Annotated in this window: 17 protein-coding genes and 1 pseudogene; 14 read left to right on the top strand and 4 right to left on the bottom strand. The window is 71.4% G+C overall.

Going from position 1 to position 19,679, the window contains the following annotated elements; translation table 11 throughout:
- Nucleotides 1-408: 408 nt before the first annotated feature.
- Complete coding sequence (locus ACIQ7Q_RS03925; protein ID WP_403855938.1) at nt 409-1,140, bottom strand: hypothetical protein; 732 nt, start codon at nt 1,138-1,140, stop codon at nt 409-411.
- 306 nt (nt 1,141-1,446) lie between these two features.
- On the opposite strand from ACIQ7Q_RS03925, the gene ACIQ7Q_RS03920 reads away from it, so the two are divergent.
- The 3 genes from ACIQ7Q_RS03920 to ACIQ7Q_RS03910 all read left to right on the top strand — a co-directional run bounded on the left by ACIQ7Q_RS03920 (nt 1,447) and on the right by ACIQ7Q_RS03910 (nt 4,794).
- Nucleotides 1,447-2,718 carry a transcriptional regulator gene (locus ACIQ7Q_RS03920; protein ID WP_403855936.1) on the top strand — a complete coding sequence of 424 codons (1,272 nt, stop codon included), beginning with the start codon at nt 1,447-1,449 and terminating at the stop codon, nt 2,716-2,718.
- A 163-nt stretch (nt 2,719-2,881) separates the two neighbouring features.
- Nucleotides 2,882-4,399, top strand: coding sequence for an aldehyde dehydrogenase (adh, locus tag ACIQ7Q_RS03915; RefSeq protein WP_403855934.1), 1,518 nt, complete (start codon nt 2,882-2,884; stop codon nt 4,397-4,399).
- Complete coding sequence (locus tag ACIQ7Q_RS03910; RefSeq protein ID WP_403855932.1) at nt 4,399-4,794, top strand: DUF779 domain-containing protein; 396 nt, start codon at nt 4,399-4,401, stop codon at nt 4,792-4,794. The genes adh and ACIQ7Q_RS03910 overlap by 1 nt, the downstream gene beginning before the upstream one ends.
- A gap of 87 nt (nt 4,795-4,881) precedes the next feature.
- Here the strand turns inward: ACIQ7Q_RS03910 and ACIQ7Q_RS03905 are convergent, their stop codons facing one another.
- On the bottom strand, nt 4,882-4,956 hold the full coding sequence (locus ACIQ7Q_RS03905) for a 50S ribosomal protein bL37 (protein ID WP_403856427.1): 75 nt from the start codon (nt 4,954-4,956) through the stop codon (nt 4,882-4,884).
- Nucleotides 4,957-5,126: 170 nt separating this feature from the next.
- Between ACIQ7Q_RS03905 and ACIQ7Q_RS03900 the strand changes: the two genes are divergently transcribed.
- Both ACIQ7Q_RS03900 and ACIQ7Q_RS03895 read left to right on the top strand, forming a co-directional pair.
- Complete coding sequence (locus ACIQ7Q_RS03900; protein ID WP_403855930.1) at nt 5,127-7,607, top strand: SpoIIE family protein phosphatase; 2,481 nt, start codon at nt 5,127-5,129, stop codon at nt 7,605-7,607.
- Nucleotides 7,608-7,841: 234 nt separating this feature from the next.
- A complete protein-coding gene (locus tag ACIQ7Q_RS03895; RefSeq protein ID WP_403855928.1) occupies nt 7,842-8,954 on the top strand; it encodes a right-handed parallel beta-helix repeat-containing protein in 1,113 nt (370 codons plus the stop codon).
- A gap of 119 nt (nt 8,955-9,073) precedes the next feature.
- On the opposite strand, the gene ACIQ7Q_RS03890 is transcribed toward ACIQ7Q_RS03895, so the two are convergent.
- Together ACIQ7Q_RS03890 and ACIQ7Q_RS03885 are read right to left on the bottom strand one after the other, a co-directional pair.
- Entirely contained in the window at nt 9,074-9,202 is a 129-nt protein-coding gene (locus ACIQ7Q_RS03890; RefSeq protein ID WP_403855926.1) for a hypothetical protein, read from the bottom strand.
- Between the two features lie 154 nt (nt 9,203-9,356).
- Nucleotides 9,357-10,445 (bottom strand): Ku protein, encoded by a 1,089-nt coding sequence (locus tag ACIQ7Q_RS03885; RefSeq protein WP_403855924.1) that lies wholly within the window; start codon nt 10,443-10,445, stop codon nt 9,357-9,359.
- Between the two features lie 41 nt (nt 10,446-10,486).
- Here ACIQ7Q_RS03885 and ligD point away from each other — a divergent pair, with 41 nt between their 5' ends.
- From ligD to ACIQ7Q_RS03840, 9 genes and pseudogenes are all read left to right on the top strand, one after another.
- Nucleotides 10,487-11,374: a non-homologous end-joining DNA ligase gene (gene ligD / locus ACIQ7Q_RS03880; RefSeq protein ID WP_403855922.1), complete on the top strand. Its 888-nt coding sequence runs from the start codon at nt 10,487-10,489 to the stop codon at nt 11,372-11,374.
- On the top strand, nt 11,371-12,282 hold the full coding sequence (locus ACIQ7Q_RS03875; protein WP_403855920.1) for an ATP-dependent DNA ligase: 912 nt from the start codon (nt 11,371-11,373) through the stop codon (nt 12,280-12,282). Before ligD ends, ACIQ7Q_RS03875 begins: the two co-directional genes overlap by 4 nt.
- A gap of 102 nt (nt 12,283-12,384) precedes the next feature.
- Nucleotides 12,385-12,816: a nuclear transport factor 2 family protein gene (locus tag ACIQ7Q_RS03870; protein WP_403855918.1), complete on the top strand. Its 432-nt coding sequence runs from the start codon at nt 12,385-12,387 to the stop codon at nt 12,814-12,816.
- 263 nt (nt 12,817-13,079) lie between these two features.
- Nucleotides 13,080-15,242, top strand: a complete 2,163-nt coding sequence (locus ACIQ7Q_RS03865; RefSeq protein WP_403855916.1) for a PBS lyase — start codon at nt 13,080-13,082, stop codon at nt 15,240-15,242.
- Between the two features lie 30 nt (nt 15,243-15,272).
- Nucleotides 15,273-15,581 carry a zinc-ribbon domain-containing protein gene (locus tag ACIQ7Q_RS03860; RefSeq protein ID WP_403855914.1) on the top strand — a complete coding sequence of 103 codons (309 nt, stop codon included), beginning with the start codon at nt 15,273-15,275 and terminating at the stop codon, nt 15,579-15,581.
- 195 nt (nt 15,582-15,776) lie between these two features.
- Nucleotides 15,777-16,031 (top strand): hypothetical protein, encoded by a 255-nt coding sequence (locus ACIQ7Q_RS03855; RefSeq protein WP_403855912.1) that lies wholly within the window; start codon nt 15,777-15,779, stop codon nt 16,029-16,031.
- Nucleotides 15,994-16,752: pseudogene (locus tag ACIQ7Q_RS03850) on the top strand (ATP-binding protein); the annotation flags it as partial. The gene ACIQ7Q_RS03855 and the pseudogene ACIQ7Q_RS03850, both read left to right, overlap by 38 nt.
- A gap of 76 nt (nt 16,753-16,828) precedes the next feature.
- Nucleotides 16,829-18,220 carry an FtsW/RodA/SpoVE family cell cycle protein gene (locus ACIQ7Q_RS03845; RefSeq protein WP_403855910.1) on the top strand — a complete coding sequence of 464 codons (1,392 nt, stop codon included), beginning with the start codon at nt 16,829-16,831 and terminating at the stop codon, nt 18,218-18,220.
- Nucleotides 18,217-19,677, top strand: coding sequence for a penicillin-binding transpeptidase domain-containing protein (locus ACIQ7Q_RS03840; RefSeq protein WP_403855908.1), 1,461 nt, complete (start codon nt 18,217-18,219; stop codon nt 19,675-19,677). The genes ACIQ7Q_RS03845 and ACIQ7Q_RS03840 overlap by 4 nt, the downstream gene beginning before the upstream one ends.
- Nucleotides 19,678-19,679: the final 2 nt, after the last annotated feature.

The raw sequence follows: 19,679 nt of genomic DNA, 5'->3' as shown, positions 1-19,679 counted from the left end.
CTGGGGATGCCACCCATTTGCACACGCCAGTGGCCTTTAAGAGTACGGATCAGTCATCAGGCCGTCGTGTTCTTCCTTTGAACTACCGCACCACGAGAGGTGCAGGCTGGATTCGAACCCGCATCCGACGGCGTTCGTCCGTACCCGGTCGATCTGGCGATCGGTGACGATGCTGAAGCTGGAGCGAGAGTCTGAGTTTGACAACGGCTGCCTCTGCCATGTTGGGCCACCCCGGCCAGGATCCGTGCCGGGGGAAGGACTCGAACCTTCACTGTCACCGCGTCTTCAGGCTGAACCTCAGTTTCAGCTTGCGCTCATCACGCGAACCGGTTCTCAATCCCGTCCGCGCCTGTTGCGCACCCCCGCGCTCGCACGCGGGGGCAATCGTGGGGCTGCCTCTGCCCGGCGTCAGCCGAAGAGGTAGCCGAACACCGCGTCTCCGACCCGTTTGTCGGTGACCTCGGCGCTGTTGGCCTCCTCGCGGGCGAACTTCACGGCGTGCTGGAGCTTCTCCACTCGCTCGAGCAGCTCGTTCACTCGCTTCGCCGGAAGCGCTCCGGAGAACTTGACCGTCGTCCAGTAACCGATCGGCACGTCCTCGTAGTAGACCTCGACCTGCGCCGGGTGCTTGTCCGTCGCCTCCGCCTTGACGTGGTTGCGCGGGACCTTCTTCGTACGGATGGTCCGTACGGGGTCCGTCTTCCACCAGTCCGTCGACGGGTCCAGCGACCAGGACTCGGCGGCGTCCAGCACGGGGAGCTTCTTCACGAAGGTGTGCAGGTCGGTGAGTTGCTTCTCGAGGAAGAGCAGGTAGCTCACCGGAGCCTCGGCCACGATCGTCCGCCCGTCGACGACGACGTCCGCGCGGGCCGCGCAGTTGGCCCAGTCCTTGGTGGCGACCACGTCGAACAGCCGGGTCAGCGACGCCGACATCTCGCGCAGCGCGTCCTCGGCCTTGATCTGCACCCGCGTGGACTCGGGCGGCAACTGCTCGCCCTCCTCGTCCTTCGGCTGGTAGGTGCGCGAGATCCCGGCCAGGAGTGCGGGCTTCTGTACCTTGTGGTGGGCCGCGGTGATGTCCTGGAGCGATTTGCTCTTGACGCCTTTTTCCACGGCGATGATCTGATTGAGCTTCGCCACTTCTCCCCCTTCGAACAGCAGTGAACATATCCGAGGGCTCACCGCCCGGTCCTCCGGTTTTTCGGGCTCCCCTGCATGCCGGGCTCCACGTCGCATGCCGGCCTCCACTGCGCATGCATGGGCTTCACCGTGCATGCATGGGCTGCGCTTCCCGGGTGGACGAAGCCGGGACGGCGTCCCGCCCGCCGGCCGACGCGCCATCTCGGACACGTCGGCGGCACAGAACGGCCCGTCCGCATGGGTGCGCCACGCCCCGGCCCCGGGGGAGAATGGTCCGTCGTCCCCCGACCCGCACGAGGGGAGCACATGTCACAGCACAGTGATCTCCGGCGGCGCCGGGCCGCCCTGGAGGACGAGTGGTCCCGCTGGGTGCCGCGGCTGAAGACCGCCGGACGGTCACCGGACGGCGGCGACGCGCTGCGGCCCGAGGTCGGCGAGTCATGGGTGCGTTCGCTCGGCAGTGTGGACCCCGGCCGGGACAGCGCCCCCGTGTCCGACGGCGGTACGGTGCACCACCGGTGGGCCGGTTCGCCACTGCGCCGGCCGGTCGACGGACTGGCCGACGAGTTGCACAGCATCGCCGAGGACGCCGGGTTCGTCACGGCGGTCACCGACGAGACCGGCACCATCCTGTGGACGTGTGGCGGCCGAACCATGCAACGGCGAGCCGAGCGAGTCAACTTCGCTCCCGGTGGCCGCTGGGACGAGTGGGCCATGGGGACCAACGCCCTGTCGCTGGCGTTGCGCACCGGCCGGCCCAGCACGGTGTTCTCGGCCGAGCATCTGGTGACGGCGCTGCACGGCTGGGTCTGCTATTGCGCGCCGATCCGCGATCCGGGCGGGCACGTTCTGGGCGTACTGGACCTGTCGACCACCTGGGACCGGTCGCATCCGCTGGCCATGTCGACGGTGCGGACTCTCGTGTCGGCCATCGAGGCCCGGTTGCGTACCGATGCCGTCGGCCCACTCCCCTCCGCCGGCCCACACCCGACCGCCGGTCCGCGCCCCACCGGCGGTCTGCGACTGCGTTGCCTGGGCGCGGAGGAGGCCGAGCAGGCGGGTGGGCCGCTTCCGCTGCGGCCGCGCCAGATGGAGATCCTGACGCTGCTCGCCCTGGAGCCGGACGGCTTCCCGCCGGAGCGCCTTCGCGAGGCGCTGTACGGGGACCGGCCGGTCACCGTCTCCACGTTCAAGGCGGAGATCTCGCACCTGCGACGAGCTCTCGGCGGCGGCATTTCCACCCGACGGTACGCCCTCACCTCGCCCGTCTCCTGCGACGCCGTGGACCTGCTTCGCGCACTCGGGAACGGGGACACGGCCGCCGCCCTGACCCACTACCGCGGCCCGCTGCTGCCCCGGTCGCAGGCGCCGGGCATCGCCGAGTGGCGGGCGCAGCTGGAGGTGGCCGTTCGGGAGGCGGTGCTCGCCGGCGACCGCCCGGAGTACGCGCTCCGGTACGGCGAACGTGCGCCGTACGACGCCGAGGTGCACGAGCACGCCCTGCGGCTGCTGGGGCCGGGCGACGCGCGCCGGGCGCTGGCGGCGGGGCGGCTCAGTACCGCCCTGCGCGACGACTGACGGAGCGGGCGGGCGGCGCTCCTGAAGAACGCCCCTGAAGCGCGTGCCGACCTCACGCCGAACCCGTGCCAACCTCACGCCAACCTCCCGGGCCCAGGGTGAAGTTGCCACGGCGGCGGGGCCGCCGTGCGCTTTGTACTCACCATCCCCGAGGAGAGCCGCCATGGTCTACGCGCAGCCAGGAACCGACGGAAGCATCGTCGACTTCGCCCGCCGGTACGACAACTTCATCGGCGGCGACTGGGTCGCCCCCGTCGAGGGCCGGTACTTCGAGAACATGACCCCGGTGACCGGCAAGGTCGTCTGCGAGGTGGCCCGGTCGACAGCAGCCGACGTCGAACGAGCCCTGGACGCCGCCCACTTGGCCGCCGACCGGTGGGGCCGCACGTCGGCCACCGAGCGGGCGAACATCCTGAACCGGATCGCGGACCGTATCGAGGAGAACCTCGAGAAGATCGCCGTGGCCGAGACCTGGGAGAACGGCAAGCCGGTGCGCGAGACGCTGGCCGCCGACATCCCGCTGGCCGTGGACCACTTCCGTTACTTCGCCGGGGTGGTACGGGCGCAGGAGGGCACCATCTCCGAGATCGACGCCGACACCGTGGCGTACCACTACCACGAGCCGCTGGGTGTGGTGGGTCAGATCATTCCGTGGAACTTCCCGATCCTCATGGCCGCGTGGAAGCTGGCGCCCGCGCTGGCCGCCGGCAACTGCGTGGTCATCAAGCCCGCAGAGCAGACCCCTGCCAGCCTTCTGCTGGTGGTCGATCTGATCGCGGACCTGGTGCCGCCGGGTGTGCTCAACGTGGTGAACGGCTTCGGTGTCGAGGCGGGCAAGCCGCTGGCCTCCAGCCCGCGGGTCGCGAAGGTGGCGTTCACCGGCGAGACGACCACCGGCCGGCTGATCATGCAGTACGCGAGCGAGAACATCATTCCCGTCACCCTGGAACTGGGCGGCAAGAGCCCCAACATCTTCCTGCCCGACGTCATGGCCGCCGACGACGACTTCCTGGACAAGGCCGTCGAGGGCTTCGTGATGTTCGCGCTCAATCAGGGCGAGGTGTGCACCTGCCCGTCCCGCGCGTTGATCCACTCCTCGATGTACGACGAGTTCATGGCCCGCTGCGTCGAGCGCACCCGGGCCGTCGTCAGCGGCGACCCGCTGGATCCGGCGACGATGATCGGCGCGCAGGCGAGCAACGACCAGTACGAGAAGATCCTTTCCTACATCGACATCGGGAAGAAGGAGGGCGCCGAGGTCCTGACCGGTGGCGGCCCGCGCTCGGTGACGGGCCTCGAAGGCGGCTACTACATCGAGCCGACGATCCTCCGCGGTACGAACGACATGCGGATCTTCCAGGAGGAGATCTTCGGTCCCGTCGTCTCCGTCACCACCTACGACTCCGTCGACGAGGCCCTGGAGCTCGCCAACGACACGCTGTACGGCCTCGGGGCGGGCGTGTGGACACGGGACGGCAACACCGCCTACCGCCTCGGCCGGGAGATCAAGGCGGGCCGGGTGTGGACCAACTGCTACCACGCCTACCCCGCGCACGCGGCCTTCGGCGGCTACAAGAAGTCCGGCATCGGGCGCGAGAACCACCGGATGATGCTCGACCACTACCAGCAGACCAAGAACCTGCTGGTCAGCTACTCGGCGAAGAAGGTCGGCTTCTTCTGATGGGCGCTCGGGCCGACCGGGTGGAGCTGACCGCCGCCGCCGAGGACCTGGTGCGTCGACTGGCCGCGCTGAACGGCCCCGTGATGTTCCATCAGTCCGGCGGGTGCTGCGACGGCAGCTCCCCCATGTGCTACCCCCGGGGCGAGTTCACGGTCGGCGCCTCGGACGTGCTGCTGGGGCGGGTGGCCGGGGACACGCCGTTCTGGATGAGCGCCGACCAGTACGCGTACTGGCGGCACACCCACCTCACGGTGGACGTGGTCGCCGGTCGGGGCAGCGGTTTCTCGCTGGAAGCGCCGGAGGGCGTGCGGTTCCTGATCCGCTCCCGGCTGCTGACCGACGAGGAGATCGACCGTCTCGCGCAGGAGCCGCCCCTGCCGAGGGGCGGGCACTGAACGGTACGGCCGCGCCGGGCGCAGTCATGTCGCTGATCACCCGGAGATCACCGGGCGGGGCCGGCCGGCGGGCGGGCCTGGCGAGCATCAGCTGTTGGGGCGCTTGCCGTGGTTCGCGCCCTTCTTCTTGCGGGCTCGGCGCTTGTTGCCTCGCTTGGACATGGCGTACCTCCGTCGTGCGGGACATTCCGGGAGTTTCCGGGCCGCAGTCAGTCTAGGTTCGGTCTCCGGGGCCCGCACCAGGTGCCGTGGGGCGGCAGGGGCTTCATCGGTTGTGCGAGGCCACGCACGGGACGATTCTGAAAGTAATGAAAGGTGTTGGCCCGGCGCCGATGAGTGCGTGGTGCGCGGCGGGCGCGTGGAGCACACAGAACGCTGCGGAAAGTGCCGATTTCCGTGGCCCGCTCGACATCGCCGTGGCGGCCACGGTGTTGCTCGATGCCCAGGACACGGTCATCGGGTGGAGTCCGGGGGCCGAGAATCTGCTGGGGTATCCGCCTGCCGAGGTCGTCGGGCGGCCCGTGGGCGCCTTCCTGTCGGGCGGGCCGATGCCCGTCGCGGGCTCCGGTCACGGCCTCCCGCTCAGCGGCAGCGACGTCCGCCTCGCACGGCACCGGGACGGCCGCTCGCTGTCGGTGGCCACCGCAGTGTGTGAGCTCTCCGAGGCCGGCAGGGTGGCCCGGGTCCTCGTGGCCGCGGAGCTGGAGGGGCTGCGGCAGTGGGAGTCACGGCTGGCGATGCTGCAGGGGCTCGCCACGCAGTCCCCGCTCGGGCTGGCCATCTACGACACCGACCTGCGGCTGACCTGGGACAATTCTGCGTCGGGCCACGAGATCGGCCGACCGTTCGCCCAGTACCGGGGGATGCGGGCCGACGAGCTGTACCCGGGCGGCAAGGTCATCACCGAGGGGTACCCGGAGAGCCTCGACGCGGTCATGCGCAATGTCCTCGAGACCGGCGAGCCCGTGCTCGACCTGCACTTTCTGGCGCAGATGCCCAGCGATCCCGGGGCGGACCACGTCTGGTCCTGCTCGTACTACCGGCTCCAGGACGCGGAGGGGCATGTGCTCGGGGTGTGCGAGGACGCCTTCGACATCACCGACCGGTACGTGGCCCAGAAGCGGCTGGCCCTGCTCGTGGACGCGGGCCGGATGATCGGCACCTCGCTGGACGTGACGGCCACGGCGCGGGAGATCGCGGACGTGGTCGTACCGGATTTCGCCTCTTCGGTCGCGGTCGACGTCGTGCAGGCCGTGCTGGAGGGCGAGGAGCCGCGTGCGGCCGCGGGGGCGGGGGCGGCTCTGGTGCGGGTGGTCGGCCCGGCGGACGGTGAGGTGACGACGGGCCGGGAGGTTACGGCGGGCGGGGAGTTTACGGCGGGCGGTGAGGGGCCGCCCCGGCTCGTGCACCACCCGCCCGGCTCGCCGCAGCGTCGCAGCCTCGCCTCCGGCGGGCTCGTGGTCGACGACAACGTGCTCGTCGTGCCCTTGCGGACGGGCGCCGTGCAACTGGGGCTCGTGACCTACACCCGGGACCTGCGTCCGTCCTTCTTCGACAACGGCGAAGTCGCGCTCGCCGACGAGCTGACGACGCGCGCGGCCGTGTGCATCGACAACGCCCGCCGCTACACCCGTGAGCGTGCCGCGGCCCTCACCCTGCAGCGCCAGCTGCTGCCGCAGCATCTTCCACGGCGGTCCGCGGTCGAGGTCGCCCACCGGTACCTTCCGGCCGACGGCGTGACCGGCGTGGGCGGGGACTGGTTCGACGTCATCCCGTTGTCCGGCGCGCGGGTCGGTCTGGTGGTCGGGGACGTCGTGGGGCACGGGCTTGCGGCGGCGGCCACCATGGGCCGGCTGCGTACGACGGTGGAGGCGTTGGCCAAGCTGGACATGCCTCCCGACGAACTGCTGACCCAGCTCGACGACCTGGTGGGCCGGCCGGCGGAGACGGAGGGGCAGCAGGACTTCCCGTCGGCCGACGCCGACGCGCCCGGCGTCCCGCACCCCGACGTCACGACCGGGGCGAGCTGCCTCTACGCGGTGTACGACCCGGTCACCCGCCGGTGCACGATGGCCAGGGCCGGTCATCTGCCGCCGCTCGTCGTGACCCCTGACGGCACGCCCTCCTTCCCGGACCTGCCGGCCGGACCGCCGCTGGGACTCGGAGGGCTGCCGTTCGAGTCCCTGGAGGTCGAACTGCCGGCGGGAACCCTGCTCGCGCTGTTCACCGACGGCCTGGTCGAGTCCCGTGACCACGACATCGATCAGGGGCTCGACATCCTGAAGCGAGTCCTGAGCCACCCCGAAAGGCCGTTGGAGGAGCTGTGCGAGCGGGCGGTGGCGGAGCTGCTGCCGGGTGGTACGACGGCCGACGACACGGCCCTGCTCCTGATCCGCACCCGTGAACTCGACGCCGACCATGTCGCCGCGTGGGAACTGCCCGCCGAGACGGTCGCGGTGGGCCACGCCAGGGAGCTCGCGACGGAGCAACTGGGCGAATGGGGCCTGGACGAACTGGGGTTCTCGACCGAGCTCGTGGTCAGCGAGCTGGTCACCAACGCCGTCCGGTACGCCGAGGGGCCGCTGCAGCTGCGCCTCATCCGCGACCGGACGCTGCTGTGCGAGGTCGCGGACACGGGCCACACCTCACCGCACCTGCGCCACAGCACGGCCGAGGACGAGGGGGGCAGGGGGTTGTTCATCGTCTCTCAGCTCGTCCAGCGGTGGGGGACGCGCTACTCGCACACGGGCAAGACCATCTGGACGGAGCAGGCCTTCCCGACGAACGGCGACGGGGAGCGCCCGCTCGGCTGACGCTGCCGGGGGCGGGCTTCGGATGGGGCGTGTTCCGGATGGACGGGGTTACGGGCGGTCCGCGGACGGGGCCGACAGGGGGAAGCGGGACCACGGTCGGACGTCTGGGTGTGCCGTGTCCGCAGAGCCGTGAATACGTTGGCGGCCCGGCCGGGGTGTCCGGCAGACGGGGTCTCGGAGCCCGAATGCATGCCCGGATCGGGTGCGAGTACCCCATGAGAGAGCGGAATCGGAATGGCAACTCCACTTCTCAGAGCGGCCGCCCGCCTGAGCCTCTGCGTCGTCACCGCGATCGCCTGTCCGCTGGTGGCGACGTCGGCAGCGGCCGATGGCCGACACGATCTCGTCGTCCCCCGGGATCATCCGACGATCCAGGCAGCGGTCGACGCCGCCGACGCCGGCGACCGGATCGCCGTCCGGCCGGGTGTCTACCGCGAACAAGTGGTGATCGACAAGGACGTGTCCATCGTCGGATCGGGCGACCGGAGCACGACGATTCTGGCCCCGCGGACGCTGACCCCCGGTGTCGGCGGCAGCACCTCGATCGTGGAGATCCACAACGGCGCGACCGTCTCGCTGTCCCGGCTCGCCGTCAGCGGGCCGGGCTCCGGCACGTGCGAGAAAGGCGCGCTCGGTTCCGGCATCCGGGTGCTCGAGGGCGCTCGTCTCGACCTCGGCCACGCCGCCGTGACCCACATCGCCGACACCCCCGCCGCACCCTGCTTCCGCAGCGCCAACGCCGTCCGCATCGGCGAACCGAGGACCAGTACGGGTTCGGCGACCATTCGTCACACCGAGATCACGGGCTACCAGGGCGCGGGCGTGGTCGTCCTCAACGCGGGCTCCACCGCCACCATCGAGCACAGCACCGTCACCGGGCACCGCGAGTTGTCGACCAACGGCATCGAGTTCGTGGCCGGCTCGGCCGGCCGTGTCACCCACAGCACCATCAGCGACAACGAGTGCCGGGAGCCGGACCCGGGCTGCGGCCCCGACTTCTTCAACGAGGTCCAGCACGCGGGCATCCTCGCCGACTCACCCGGCACCGTCGTGCGGCACAACCGGATCGTCGGCAACCAGGTCGGGGTCAGCGTTGCCGGCGGGGGCGTCGACATCAGCCACAACAACATCCGGCGGAACTCGTACGTCGGGATCGCCCTCCAGGACGGTTCCTTCACCGTCCGGAAGGACCGGATCGAGGGCGGCGTCCACGGTGTCGCAGTCGTGCCGAAGGCGGTCGACACCCATGCGGTGCTCGACGGTGTACGGATCGGGCGGACGTCGGGCGCACCCGTGCAGACCTTCGCGTGCTGCGGCTTCACAGCCACGGCTGCCGTGGAGCGGTAGTCGGCGGACTCGGCCGCCGACGCCTGTTCGACACGCCGGTGTGCGGCCAGGCGGACGGCGGCCGGGGCGGCTTCGACGGGCCGGGCGGCGGTGCGCGCGGGTGAGCATCAGGCGGGCCGTCAACGGGGGAAGTGTCGCACCACCGACCAGCAGAGGCGGCCGGGCACATGGTGGCTCGCGACCATGGTCGTGAGGATGACTGCGTCGTCGGCGACCAGCAGGGAGGCGAGGAAGTCCAGATGGCCCACACCGTGCCGCGGGCCCAGCCGGCGAGGGCGGCGCGCGACGCCGGGCCCAGCCGGCGCGGGGCGCGCGACGCCTACCTGGAGTCCGTCGTCGACACCATGCTGCGGCGGTGGTCGACGCCATCGCGGATCGCCGCCCACTGCGCCGCAACGCCGCTCACGCCGAGGAGCGCTTCTTCGCGGACGGGGTCGCCTTCTTCTCCTTGGACCTGGCGGAGGACTTCGACGTGGACCTGGCGGTGGTCTTCGCCGTGGACTTCGCGGTGGACCTGGTCGCCGTCTTCGAATCCGACTTCTTCGCCGACGACGACGTCGACTTGGTCGCCGCCGTCTTCTTGGCGGCGGCCTTCTTCGGAGTGGTGGACGTCGACTTCTTTCCCCCGCCCGACGACTTCGGCGAGGCAGCGGCCCGCCGCCCCTTGATCGGCGTCACCTTCGCCTCTCGGGCCCCCTCCGCTCCCCCGCCCCGCCCCTCCTGCGCGGCGCGCACACTGCTCTCCAGCGCGGCCATCAGGTCGATGACCTTGCCGCCCTCGCGCTCCGGCGGCGCCGCCTCGGGGGCCGCGCCCCCGCCCTCGACCTTCGCGGCGATCATGGACTCGACCGCCTCGCGGTAGTCGTCGTGCAGGGATTCGAGATCGACCTCGCCGAGGGTGGCCATCAGTGCGTCGGCCAGGTCGAGTTCGGCATCCCGCACGGTGACGTCGCTCTGCGGGGCCACCCCCTCCGGTTCCCTGATCTCGTCCGGCCACAGGAGCCCGTGCATGGCGATCACGTCGTCGACGACGCGCAGCATGCCGAGCCGCTCGCGTCCGCGCAGCGCGTATTTGCCGATGGCCACGCGGTCACTGCGCTTCAGCGCCTCACGCAGGAGCGTGTACGGCTTGGCGGCCGGTACGCCGTTGGCGGAGAGGTAGTAGGCCGTGTCCATCTGGAGCGGGTCGATCTCTGAGGCGGGGACGAAGGCGACGATCTCGATCGTCTTCGCGGTCGGCAGCGGGAGGGAGGCGAGGTCCTCGTCCGTGATCGGGATCATCGACCCGTCGGCGTCCTCGTACGCCTTGCCGATCTCGGCCTGCGGCACCTCTTTCTCCTCCAGTTCGCACACCTTGCGGTAGCGGACGCGGCCGCCGTCGGCGGCGTGGATCTGGCGGAAGGAGACGGAGTGGTTCTCCGTGGCGTTGACGAGCTTGACCGGGATGCTGACCAGCCCGAACGAGATCGCGCCGTTCCAAATGGATCGCACGTTTCATCCCTTTCGCCCAGGATTCATGGGATTCTCATCGTATGACGCCGATCACGGAGGTGGCGGGGCGGCGAGTGGCGCTCAGCAACCTGGAGAAGGTCATCCACCCCGCAACCGGGACCACCAAGGGCGAGATCGTGCACTACTACGCCACCGCGGCGGACGCGATCCTCCCCCATCTCCGCAGCCGGCCCGTCTCCTTCCTCCGGTACCCGGACGGCCCCGACGGCCAGCTGTTCTTCACCAAGAACCCGCCGCCCGGCACACCCGACTGGGTGCGTACGGCCCCGGTCCCCCGGTCGGAGGACCCGAAGGCACGGCAGGTCGTGATCGAGGACCTCCCGTCACTCGTCTGGGCGGCCAATCTGGTGGTCGAGTTCCACACCCCGCAGTGGCGCGCCGAGGAGCCGGCCGTCGCCGACCGGATGGTCTTCGACCTCGATCCCGGCGCCCCCGCCTCCATCTCGGAGTGCTGCGAGGTCGCCCTGTGGCTGCGCGAGCGGCTCGAGCGGGACGGGCTCACGGCGTACGCCAAGACGTCCGGCTCCAAGGGCCTGCACCTGGTCGTACCGCTGAAGCCCGCGCCGTCGGAGCGGGTGTCCGCGTACGCGAAGTCGCTCGCCGTCGAGGGGGAGGCGGCGATGCCGCAGCTCGTCCTGCACCGGATGGCCCGTGCGCTGCGACCTGGCAAGGTCTTCGTCGACCACAGCCAGAACGCCGCCGCGAAGACCACCGCCACTCCCTACACGCTGCGGGCGCGCCAGGAGCCGACCGTCTCGGCGCCGGTGACCTGGGAGGAGGTCGAGGAGGTCGGCGCGAACGGAGCCGGCCTGGTGTTCCGGCTCTCCGACATCGGCCCGAGGCTGGAGCGGTACGGGGATCTGCTCGCCCCGGTCGCCGACCACGCCGACGCGGGAAGCCTGCCGTGACGCTGCCCCGGCCGCCGCTGAAGGTCGCGCTCGCCGAATCGGTGAACGTGTTGCCGCGTGCGGCCGGGCTGGCGTACGAGCCTAAGTTCGACGGCCACCGGATGGTGATCTTCCGCATGGACGGCGAAGTGCTGCTGCAGGCACGTTCGGGGCGGATCGTCACGGCCGCCTTCCCCGATCTCGCGGCGGCGGCCCGGCAGTTGCCGGACGGCACGGTGCTCGACGGCGAGGTGGTGGTGTGGCGGGAGGGACGCACCGACTTCGCCGCGGTGCAGAAAAGGGCGGCCGCCACTCCGAGCCGGGCGCCCGCGCTCGCGCGCAGCCTTCCCGCCTCGTACGCCGCCTTCGACCTGCTGGCCGATTCGGGCGAGGATCTGCGGCCACTGGCTTATGAGAAGCGGCGGGCGCGGCTGGTGGCGCTGGTCGCACCGCTGGGGCCGCCGCTGCAGCCCGTCCCGATGACGCTCGACGCCGAGGAGGCGCAGGGCTGGTACGAGAGGCTGCCGGCGATCGGTGTCGAGGGGCTGGTGGTGAAGCGGCTCGACCAGACGTACCGGGGCGGCGTGCGGCTGTGGCGCAAGCTGCGGCACACCGCGACGCACGACGCTGCGGTCGTCGGCTTCACGGGGCCGGCGAGCCGGCCCACCTCGCTGGTCGTCGTCCTGTCCGACGACGACACCCCGGTGGTGACCAGCCCGATGCAGCCCGGACAGCGGGCCCACGCCGCGACGGTTCTGGACGGGCGGGCGGGCGGCGGGACGGGGACGGCTGTCGCGACCGGGGTCGGTGAGGTGCCGTACCGGGCGGTGGAGCCGGGGGTGACGGCGGAGGTGGAACTGGGCACGACTCGGCACACCGTGACGACGGTGGTGCGGCTGAGGACTCCGGACGAACTCGACGAGATATGATTAATCAAGTTTGACTACCCAGGGATCGGGGCACTACGTTCCTCGACGCATGGGCGCGATGACGTGCGTGCGGTCCCAGTCGATGAGCGGCAAGGAGAAAGTGTGACGTTTCTGCCCGACACCGGATACACCCCGAGCGCCGAGGAGCTGGCGAGCATCCAGGAATGGTTCGCCGCCTACGACGCGCACAGCGCCAAACGCGACGTCGGGCGTATGGCGGACATGGCCGTCTTCCCGCTCAACCTGATCAGCGACGACTCGCAGGGCAACGGCGCCTCCGCCCAGTGGGACCGCCGCCAGTTCATCGAGACCATGGGCCATGTGATGGGCGACGGGAGCGACGACATCACGTTCGAGTCGGTGCGGACTCCGGTGTTCCTCTCCCCCGCCATGGCCGTCGTCTTCACGGACTCGACCATGACCATGGACGGACGGACCGAGCAGCTGCGCTACGCCGACATCCTGATCAGGCGCGACGGAAAATGGGCGTTCCAGACAATGATGCAGGGCGGCTGGGGCGACAACCTCCGGTGAGCAGCGCCCTGTTGCAGGAGTAGGACACACCGCGGTCGGGCCGTCGTACCAGGTGACGTCCCGGCCGCCGGGGTGACTCGCAGACAGGCCGTCCCCCTCCACCCCGGCCATCGGGAACAGCCCGGCCGAGGGCGGCAACAGGCCTGGATTCAACAACCCCGAGACAACCCCGCGGGATACCGGTCAGGATGTCGGATCCTTGGGGCACACTTCCCCCAGACACAAGGGTTGAGACCCAAGGTTTTCTTGGGAGGGGGACAATCGTGTTCGCGGGAATCGACGAGGTCGACTGGGCCACCCTGGAGCATGCATACGGCCCGGCCGACGATGTGCCGGAGCTGCTGCGCGGACTCGCCTCCGCGGATCCCGTCGAGCGTGAGACCGCACTCGACGGCATGTACGGGACCGTGCACCACCAGGGGGACGTGTACGACTCGACGCTCGCCTGCATCCCGTTCCTGATGGAGCTGGCGGCGGACCCCGCCGTGCAGGACCGGGGCGGCATAGTCGAGCTGCTGACCAGCATCGGCGGCATCGATCTGGACGGCGACGACGAACTCGACCCGGAGGACGAGGAGTTCGAGGGCGCCGCGAACTATGCCATGGCGGCGTCGGCGGTCACCGCGGGGGCAGATGTGTTCCTCGCCCTGGTCGGCGACCCGGACCGCGGAGTGCGGCTCGCCGCGCCGCTCGCGCTGGCCCAGCTGCACAGCGACCCGGTGCGGGTGCTGCGGCTGCTGCGGGCCCGGCTGGACTGCGAGCCGGACGCCGAGGTGCGGCTGGCCTGCGTGGAGGCCACCGGCCGGATCGCGCTGCGGCACCAGGGCCTGCTGCCCGAGGTGGTGGAGTGGCTCACCGGCCTGTCCGGGATGGCGTACGGCGCGGGGCTGCGGCTGGCCGCGCTCGCCCAACTGGCCCGTTGCGCCCCCACGGCGCTGCCTTCCGACGTCGTGCCGGGCGTGACGGGGCTGCTGCGTGAGCTGCGGACGGAGCCGGTGGCGTCGCTCCAGGCCGCGGAGCGGCTGCCGTCGCCGTCGCTGCTCGGGCAGCTGCGCCAGGTGCGGGCGGCGGACACCACGGACCGGGGCGCGCCCTGGGCGACGGACCTGCTGCGTACGCTCCACTCCGGCCTGGGCGATCGCGTCGACGACCGGATAGCGCTGCTGGCCGACCAGTTGTGCAGCCCGGACCGGGCACAGCGGATCGACGCCGTACGGATGAGCAGCGGGCTGCTGCGGACCTGGCGGGGTGCCTACGGGGAACTGGTGGGGCTGATCGGCGAGCAGCTCGCGGATCCCGAACCCCGGCTGGCCGGGGCGGCCGCGTACGCGCTGAAGGAGCTGTTCGGCCTGGCTGCGCCGGCGGCGGACGCGCTGGCCCACTACCTGGAGGCCAATCGGGGTGCCTGGGTGCGCGAGTGGGAGAACGGGCCGCCGACGCTCGGCCCGGCGGTCGTGGCACTCGCGAGGGCGGGTGACGCACGGGTGGTGCCCGTCCTGTCGCGGCTGCTGGAGCGGGCGGAGATCCCACGGGACCTGGGGCACTCGCTGGACCACCTGGGGAGGGCGGCCGCACCGCTGGCCCCGGCGCTGTGCGAACGGCTGGCCGGCATCGCGCTGGACGACCGGCTCTGCGACCGGGCCGGGCCGTTGCTTCACGGGTTGTCCGTCGTGGGCGGAGGCGAAGAGGCGGCCCGGTCGGTTCCGGCCGTGCTGCGAGTGCTGCGGGGCGCGGCGGGCGAACGGCACGCCTGGCTGGTCGAGTCGGCCGTGCGGACCCTGAGCGCCCTTGGTCCCGCGGCGCGCGAGGCGGTGCCCGATCTGTGGGCGCTGCTGCATGAGGCGGGCCACCGCGCGCGGGCCGGCTCGAGGCCCGCGTCCTCGGGCTCGCGCGGCTCGAGGCCCGCGTCCTCGGGTTCCGCCGGGGTGGACGCCTCGCTCGTCGCGCGGGCCGCGGAGGCGCTGTGGGCGATCGAGGGCGACACGGACGCGGTGATGCCGGTGCTGTGCTCGGTACTGAGCGTGCCGGACCACGGGGCCAGGCGGACGGCGGCCTCGGTGCTCGCCGGCCTCGGGCCGTCCGGGGCCGCGGCGGCGCCGCGGCTGCGTGGGCTGCTGCGGTCGATCGAGCCGTGGACACGGGTGAGGGCGGCGGGCGCCCTGTGGCGCGTGACGGGGGATCCGGAGCAGGCGTGGCCGGCGCTGCGTTCCGTCTGGGAGACGCTGCCGCGCACCCGGATACCGGCGGCGGAGTGCCTGGCGGAACTCACGACGGCGGGCGCGGAGGGAGCGGAGCGGCTCGTCGACCGAGAGCTGTTGTGCGCAAGACGTCACAACGCGATCGACAACGGGGCGGACGGCCATGACATCGTGGACGACGAGAGGCTGCTGACCCTGTGCCGGCAGGCGGTTCACCGCAGACCTTGAGCGGACCAGGAACGGGGAGGACCCGAGAACATGATCATTTTCGGTACCAAGGGGTACATCTACCAGCTGGCGATTCTGACGTTGGTGTGCGGCCACTGCGGCAATCCCTCCGCGCACACGCTCAGGAAGCGCGTCACGAAGTTCACGCTCTTCTTCGTGCCGCTGTTCCCGTTCTCGACGAAGTACGCGACGCAGTGCACCTTCTGCGGCGCGGAGCAGCAGATCACCTCCGAGCAGGCGGAGCAGCTCCAGCTCCAGTCCGCGGGCGGCCAGGGTGCCCATGGAGGGCAGCCCCACGGACAGGCGCAGCAGCCGGGACAGCACCCGTACCAGCGCTGAGCGCGCGGGAGCAGCAGCCGGGACAGCGGTGAGCGGGCCGGCGCACCGGAAGCGGCAGCCGTGAGCGGCAGGGCACGGACGGGCGCACCGGAAGCGGGGGGATGGGGCGAACGGCGCATCCCGGGGCATAGGGTTCCCTGAGCACAGGTGACACGGGTCGGCCCCGCGGGTCGGCCCGCCGCGAGGAGATCCTTGATGCCGACCCCGTACCGCCTGGCGTGCGGCGCGCTGCTGACCGCCGCCGTCGGCGCCGTGCTGTCCGGCTGCGGGGACGAGGGCCGGCTCCGCAGCGCGGGCGCGACCCCGGCGGCGGTCGCCCCGGTCCGGCTCTGGCCCGATCTGCCTCCCGTCACCTCGCCCCCGTTCGACTACGGGGAGACGGACACCGCGCGCATTCCCGGTATCAAGGTGGCGGATCAGCGCCGGGGATCTGGACGCGCGGGTCGGTGACCCCCGCACCGGCGACCCTTCGCGTCCGCAGGACGAGGTGGCCACGGTTTCCGGGGCGCTGGACACGATGGCGTCCTCCTTGCAGAGCAAGCTGCGGAGCGAGCAGCGTTTCACCGCCGATGTGGCGCATGAGCTGCGCACCCCGCTGACGGGCCTGACCGCCGCCGCGGAGCTGCTGCCCGAGGGCCGCCCGTCCGAACTCGTGCGGGACCGGGTGCGTGCGATGCGCTCGCTCACCGAGGATCTGCTGGAGATCTCGCGGCTCGACGCGGGCAGCGAGACCGTCGATTTGGATGTGCACCTCCTGGCTCGGCTGGTGGAGCGGGTGGTGCGGGCGTCGGGGACCGACACGGAGGTGCGCGTGGTGCGCGACACGACCGTCGAGACCGACAGGCGGCGGCTGGAGCGGGTGCTCGGCAACCTGGTGGCCAACGCGCACCGGCACGGGCGTCCCCCGGTGACGGTGACCGTGGACGGGCCGCTGGTGACCGTCCACGACCAGGGACCGGGCTATCCGGCGTATCTGGTGGAGCACGGGCCGCAGCGGTTCCGGACCGACGGCAGCGGCAAGGGGCACGGGCTCGGACTGACCATCGCGGCGGGGCAGTCGGCCGTGATCGGTGCGGAGCTGCGCTTCACGAACGCGCCGGAGGGCGGCGCCGTGGCGCAGCTGACGCTGCCCGAGGATGTGTCGTTCACGGAGCCGGGCGAACCGATGTGACAGTCCGTCTGTTCGAAGTCGGCGCACTATGACATAAAAGGGGCAAACAAACCCGCCGCTTGCTACGTTGCGTGGCATGACCGGAACGACGGCGGGCGCTCTCCCGCCCGAGCCACACCCCGCGCCGCGACCCGTCAAGCGGCGGGGCGTCGAGCTGTCGCTCCTCGTCTGCGCCGTCCTCATCTGCGTCTACGGCTATGTCGCCGTCGGACTCGCCAAGAACGACGCCGTGCCCCCGGACGTCGCCGGCTACGGAGCGGGCCTCGGCATCCTCGCCCTCCTCGCGCATCTCGCCGTACGGCTGCGGGCCCCCTACGCGGACCCGCTGCTGCTGCCCATCGCGGTCCTGCTCAACGGCCTGGGGCTGGTGCTGATCTACCGCCTCGACCTGGAGACACCGCAGGACCGGGCGGCGCCGGCCCAGCTGGTGTGGTCCACGCTCGGCGTCGCGCTGTTCATCGGCGTCGTCCTTGTCCTGCGCGACCACCGCATCCTCCAGGGGTACGCGTACGTCTCGGGCGCCGCCGCGCTCGTCCTGCTCAGCGCGCCGATCTTCTTCCCTCCGGTGAACGGCGCCAGGATCTGGATCAGGCTCGGGGAACTGTCCTTCCAGCCCGGCGAGTTCGCCAAGATCCTGCTGGCCGTCTTCTTCGCCGCGTACCTCGCCGCCAACCGCAACGCCCTCACCCACGCCAGCCGTCTGATCCGCAGGCTCCAACTCCCCACCGGCCGGGTCCTCGGCCCGATCGTCGCGGTCTGGCTGGTCAGCGTCGGCGTGCTGGTGCTGGAGCGGGACCTCGGCACCTCGCTGCTGTTCTTCGGACTCTTCGTCATCATGCTGTACGTGGCGACGGGCAGGATCGGCTGGATCGCGGTCGGACTGGTGCTGGCGTCGGCGGGCGCGTACGCCGTCGGCTCCCTCGAACCGCACGTCCACAGCCGGGTCGAGGACTGGCTGAACCCGTTCGCCAGCATCGAGGCGGGGCAGGGCCCCGGCCAGCTGGCCCAGTCGCTGTTCGCCTTCGCCTCCGGCGGGATGCTGGGCACCGGACTGGGCCTCGGCCACTCCGTTCTGATCGGCTTCGCCGCGAAGTCCGACTTCATCCTCGCCACCGCCGGCGAGGAACTCGGCCTGGTCGGCCTGAGCGCGATCTTCCTGCTCTACGCCCTGCTGGTCGCCCGGGGCTTCAGCGCCGGGCTCGCGCTGCGCGACCCGTTCGGCCGGCTCCTCGTGGTGGGCCTCTCCTCCATCCTCGCCCTCCAGGTCTTTGTCATCGCGGGCGGCGTGACAGGGCTGATCCCGCTGACCGGGATGGCGATGCCGTTCCTCGCACAGGGCGGCTCGTCCGTGGTCACCAACTGGATCATGGTGGCGCTGCTCGTGCGGGCCAGCCACTCGGCCCGTGCGCCGCATCCCGCGCCCGTCGACCTGGGCACCTTCTCCCCCGCGTCGGCGGTACGGCAGTGACCCGCTGCATCCGGCACGCGGCCGTGTTCTGCCTGCTGCTGCTGCTCGCGCTGCTCGTCAACGCCGCCCGCGTACAGCTCGTCGAGGCCGGCGAGCTCGAGCGGAACCCCGCCAACCGGCGCCAGGCCATCGCCCGTTACGCCGAGCCGCGCGGCGACATCCTGGTCGACGGCAGGCCGGTCACCGGGTCGAGGGACACCGGCGAGCAGCTCCGCCACGAGCGCACCTACCGCAACGGGCCCCTGTACGCGCCGGTGACGGGCTACGCGTCGCAGACGTACGGCACCTCGTTCGTCGAGCACACGGCGGATTCGATCCTCAGCGGCACCGACCCCCTGCTCACCCGGCTGCCCCTGTGGAACGACGTCATCCGCGACCGGCCGCCGGGCGGCGACGTCGTCACCACGATCAGGGCCTCGATGCAGGAGGCCGCCTACCGGGGTCTCGCCGGCAGGCGGGGTGCCGTCGCGGCGGTCGAACCGTCGACGGGCAGGATCCTGGCGCTGGTCAGCAGCCCTTCCTACGACCCCGGGCTACTGTCCGGCACCGGCAGCGGCGTCTCGCGGGTGTGGGCACGGCTCAACGGCGCGCACACGCAGCCGATGCTCAACCGGGCGATCCGGCAGACGTATCCGCCGGGTTCCGCCTTCAAGATCGTGACGGCGGCCGCCGCGCTGGAGACCGGCGTCGTGGACGACGTCGACGCGCCCACCCGCACCCCGGAGCCGTACCTGCTGCCCGGCACCCGCACACCGCTGCCCAACGCGACGAAGGGCTGCAGGAACGCCTCCCTCGCCTACGCCGTCCAGCGGTCCTGCAACACGGTGATGGCGAACCTCGGAGCACGGGTCGGGCTCACGGACATGGTCGCCACGGCACGCGCCTTCGGCTTCAACGACCCCGGCCTGCGGATCCCGTCGACGGTAACGGCCTCGAACTTCGACACCGACATGTCCCGTGACCAGCTCGCCCTGTCCTCGATCGGGCAGTTCAACACGACGGCCACACCGCTGCAGATGGCGATGGTCGCGGCGGCCGTCGCCGAAGGCGGCGACATCCGGACCCCCTACCTGGTGGAGCGGTTGACCCGGTCGAACGGCGACCCGGCCGCGCAGAACGGCCCCCGCGCCTACCGCCGGGCCATGAATCCGGCCACCGCGCACCGGCTCCGCGAGCTGATGGTGCGCGCTGTCGAGAAGGGCACCGGCAGCAACGCCGCGATCAAGGGAGCCACCGTCGGCGGCAAGACCGGCACCGCACAGCACGGCATCGACAACTCCGGGCTCCCGTACGCCTGGTTCATCGCCTGGGCACAGGCCCGTGACGCCGCCCTGCCCGCGGTCGCGGTCGCCGTTGTCGTCGAGGACGCGTCCGCGGTACGGGAGGACATCAGCGGCGGAGGCAGTGCGGCCCCGATCGCGCGGGCCGTCATGGAGGCGGCACTCTGGGGCCCGTGAAC

It is taken from the genome of Streptomyces sp. NPDC096176 (assembly GCF_044763255.1).
Lineage (GTDB): Bacteria > Actinomycetota > Actinomycetes > Streptomycetales > Streptomycetaceae > Streptomyces.
This window is presented reverse-complemented; position numbering and strand designations above follow the sequence as displayed.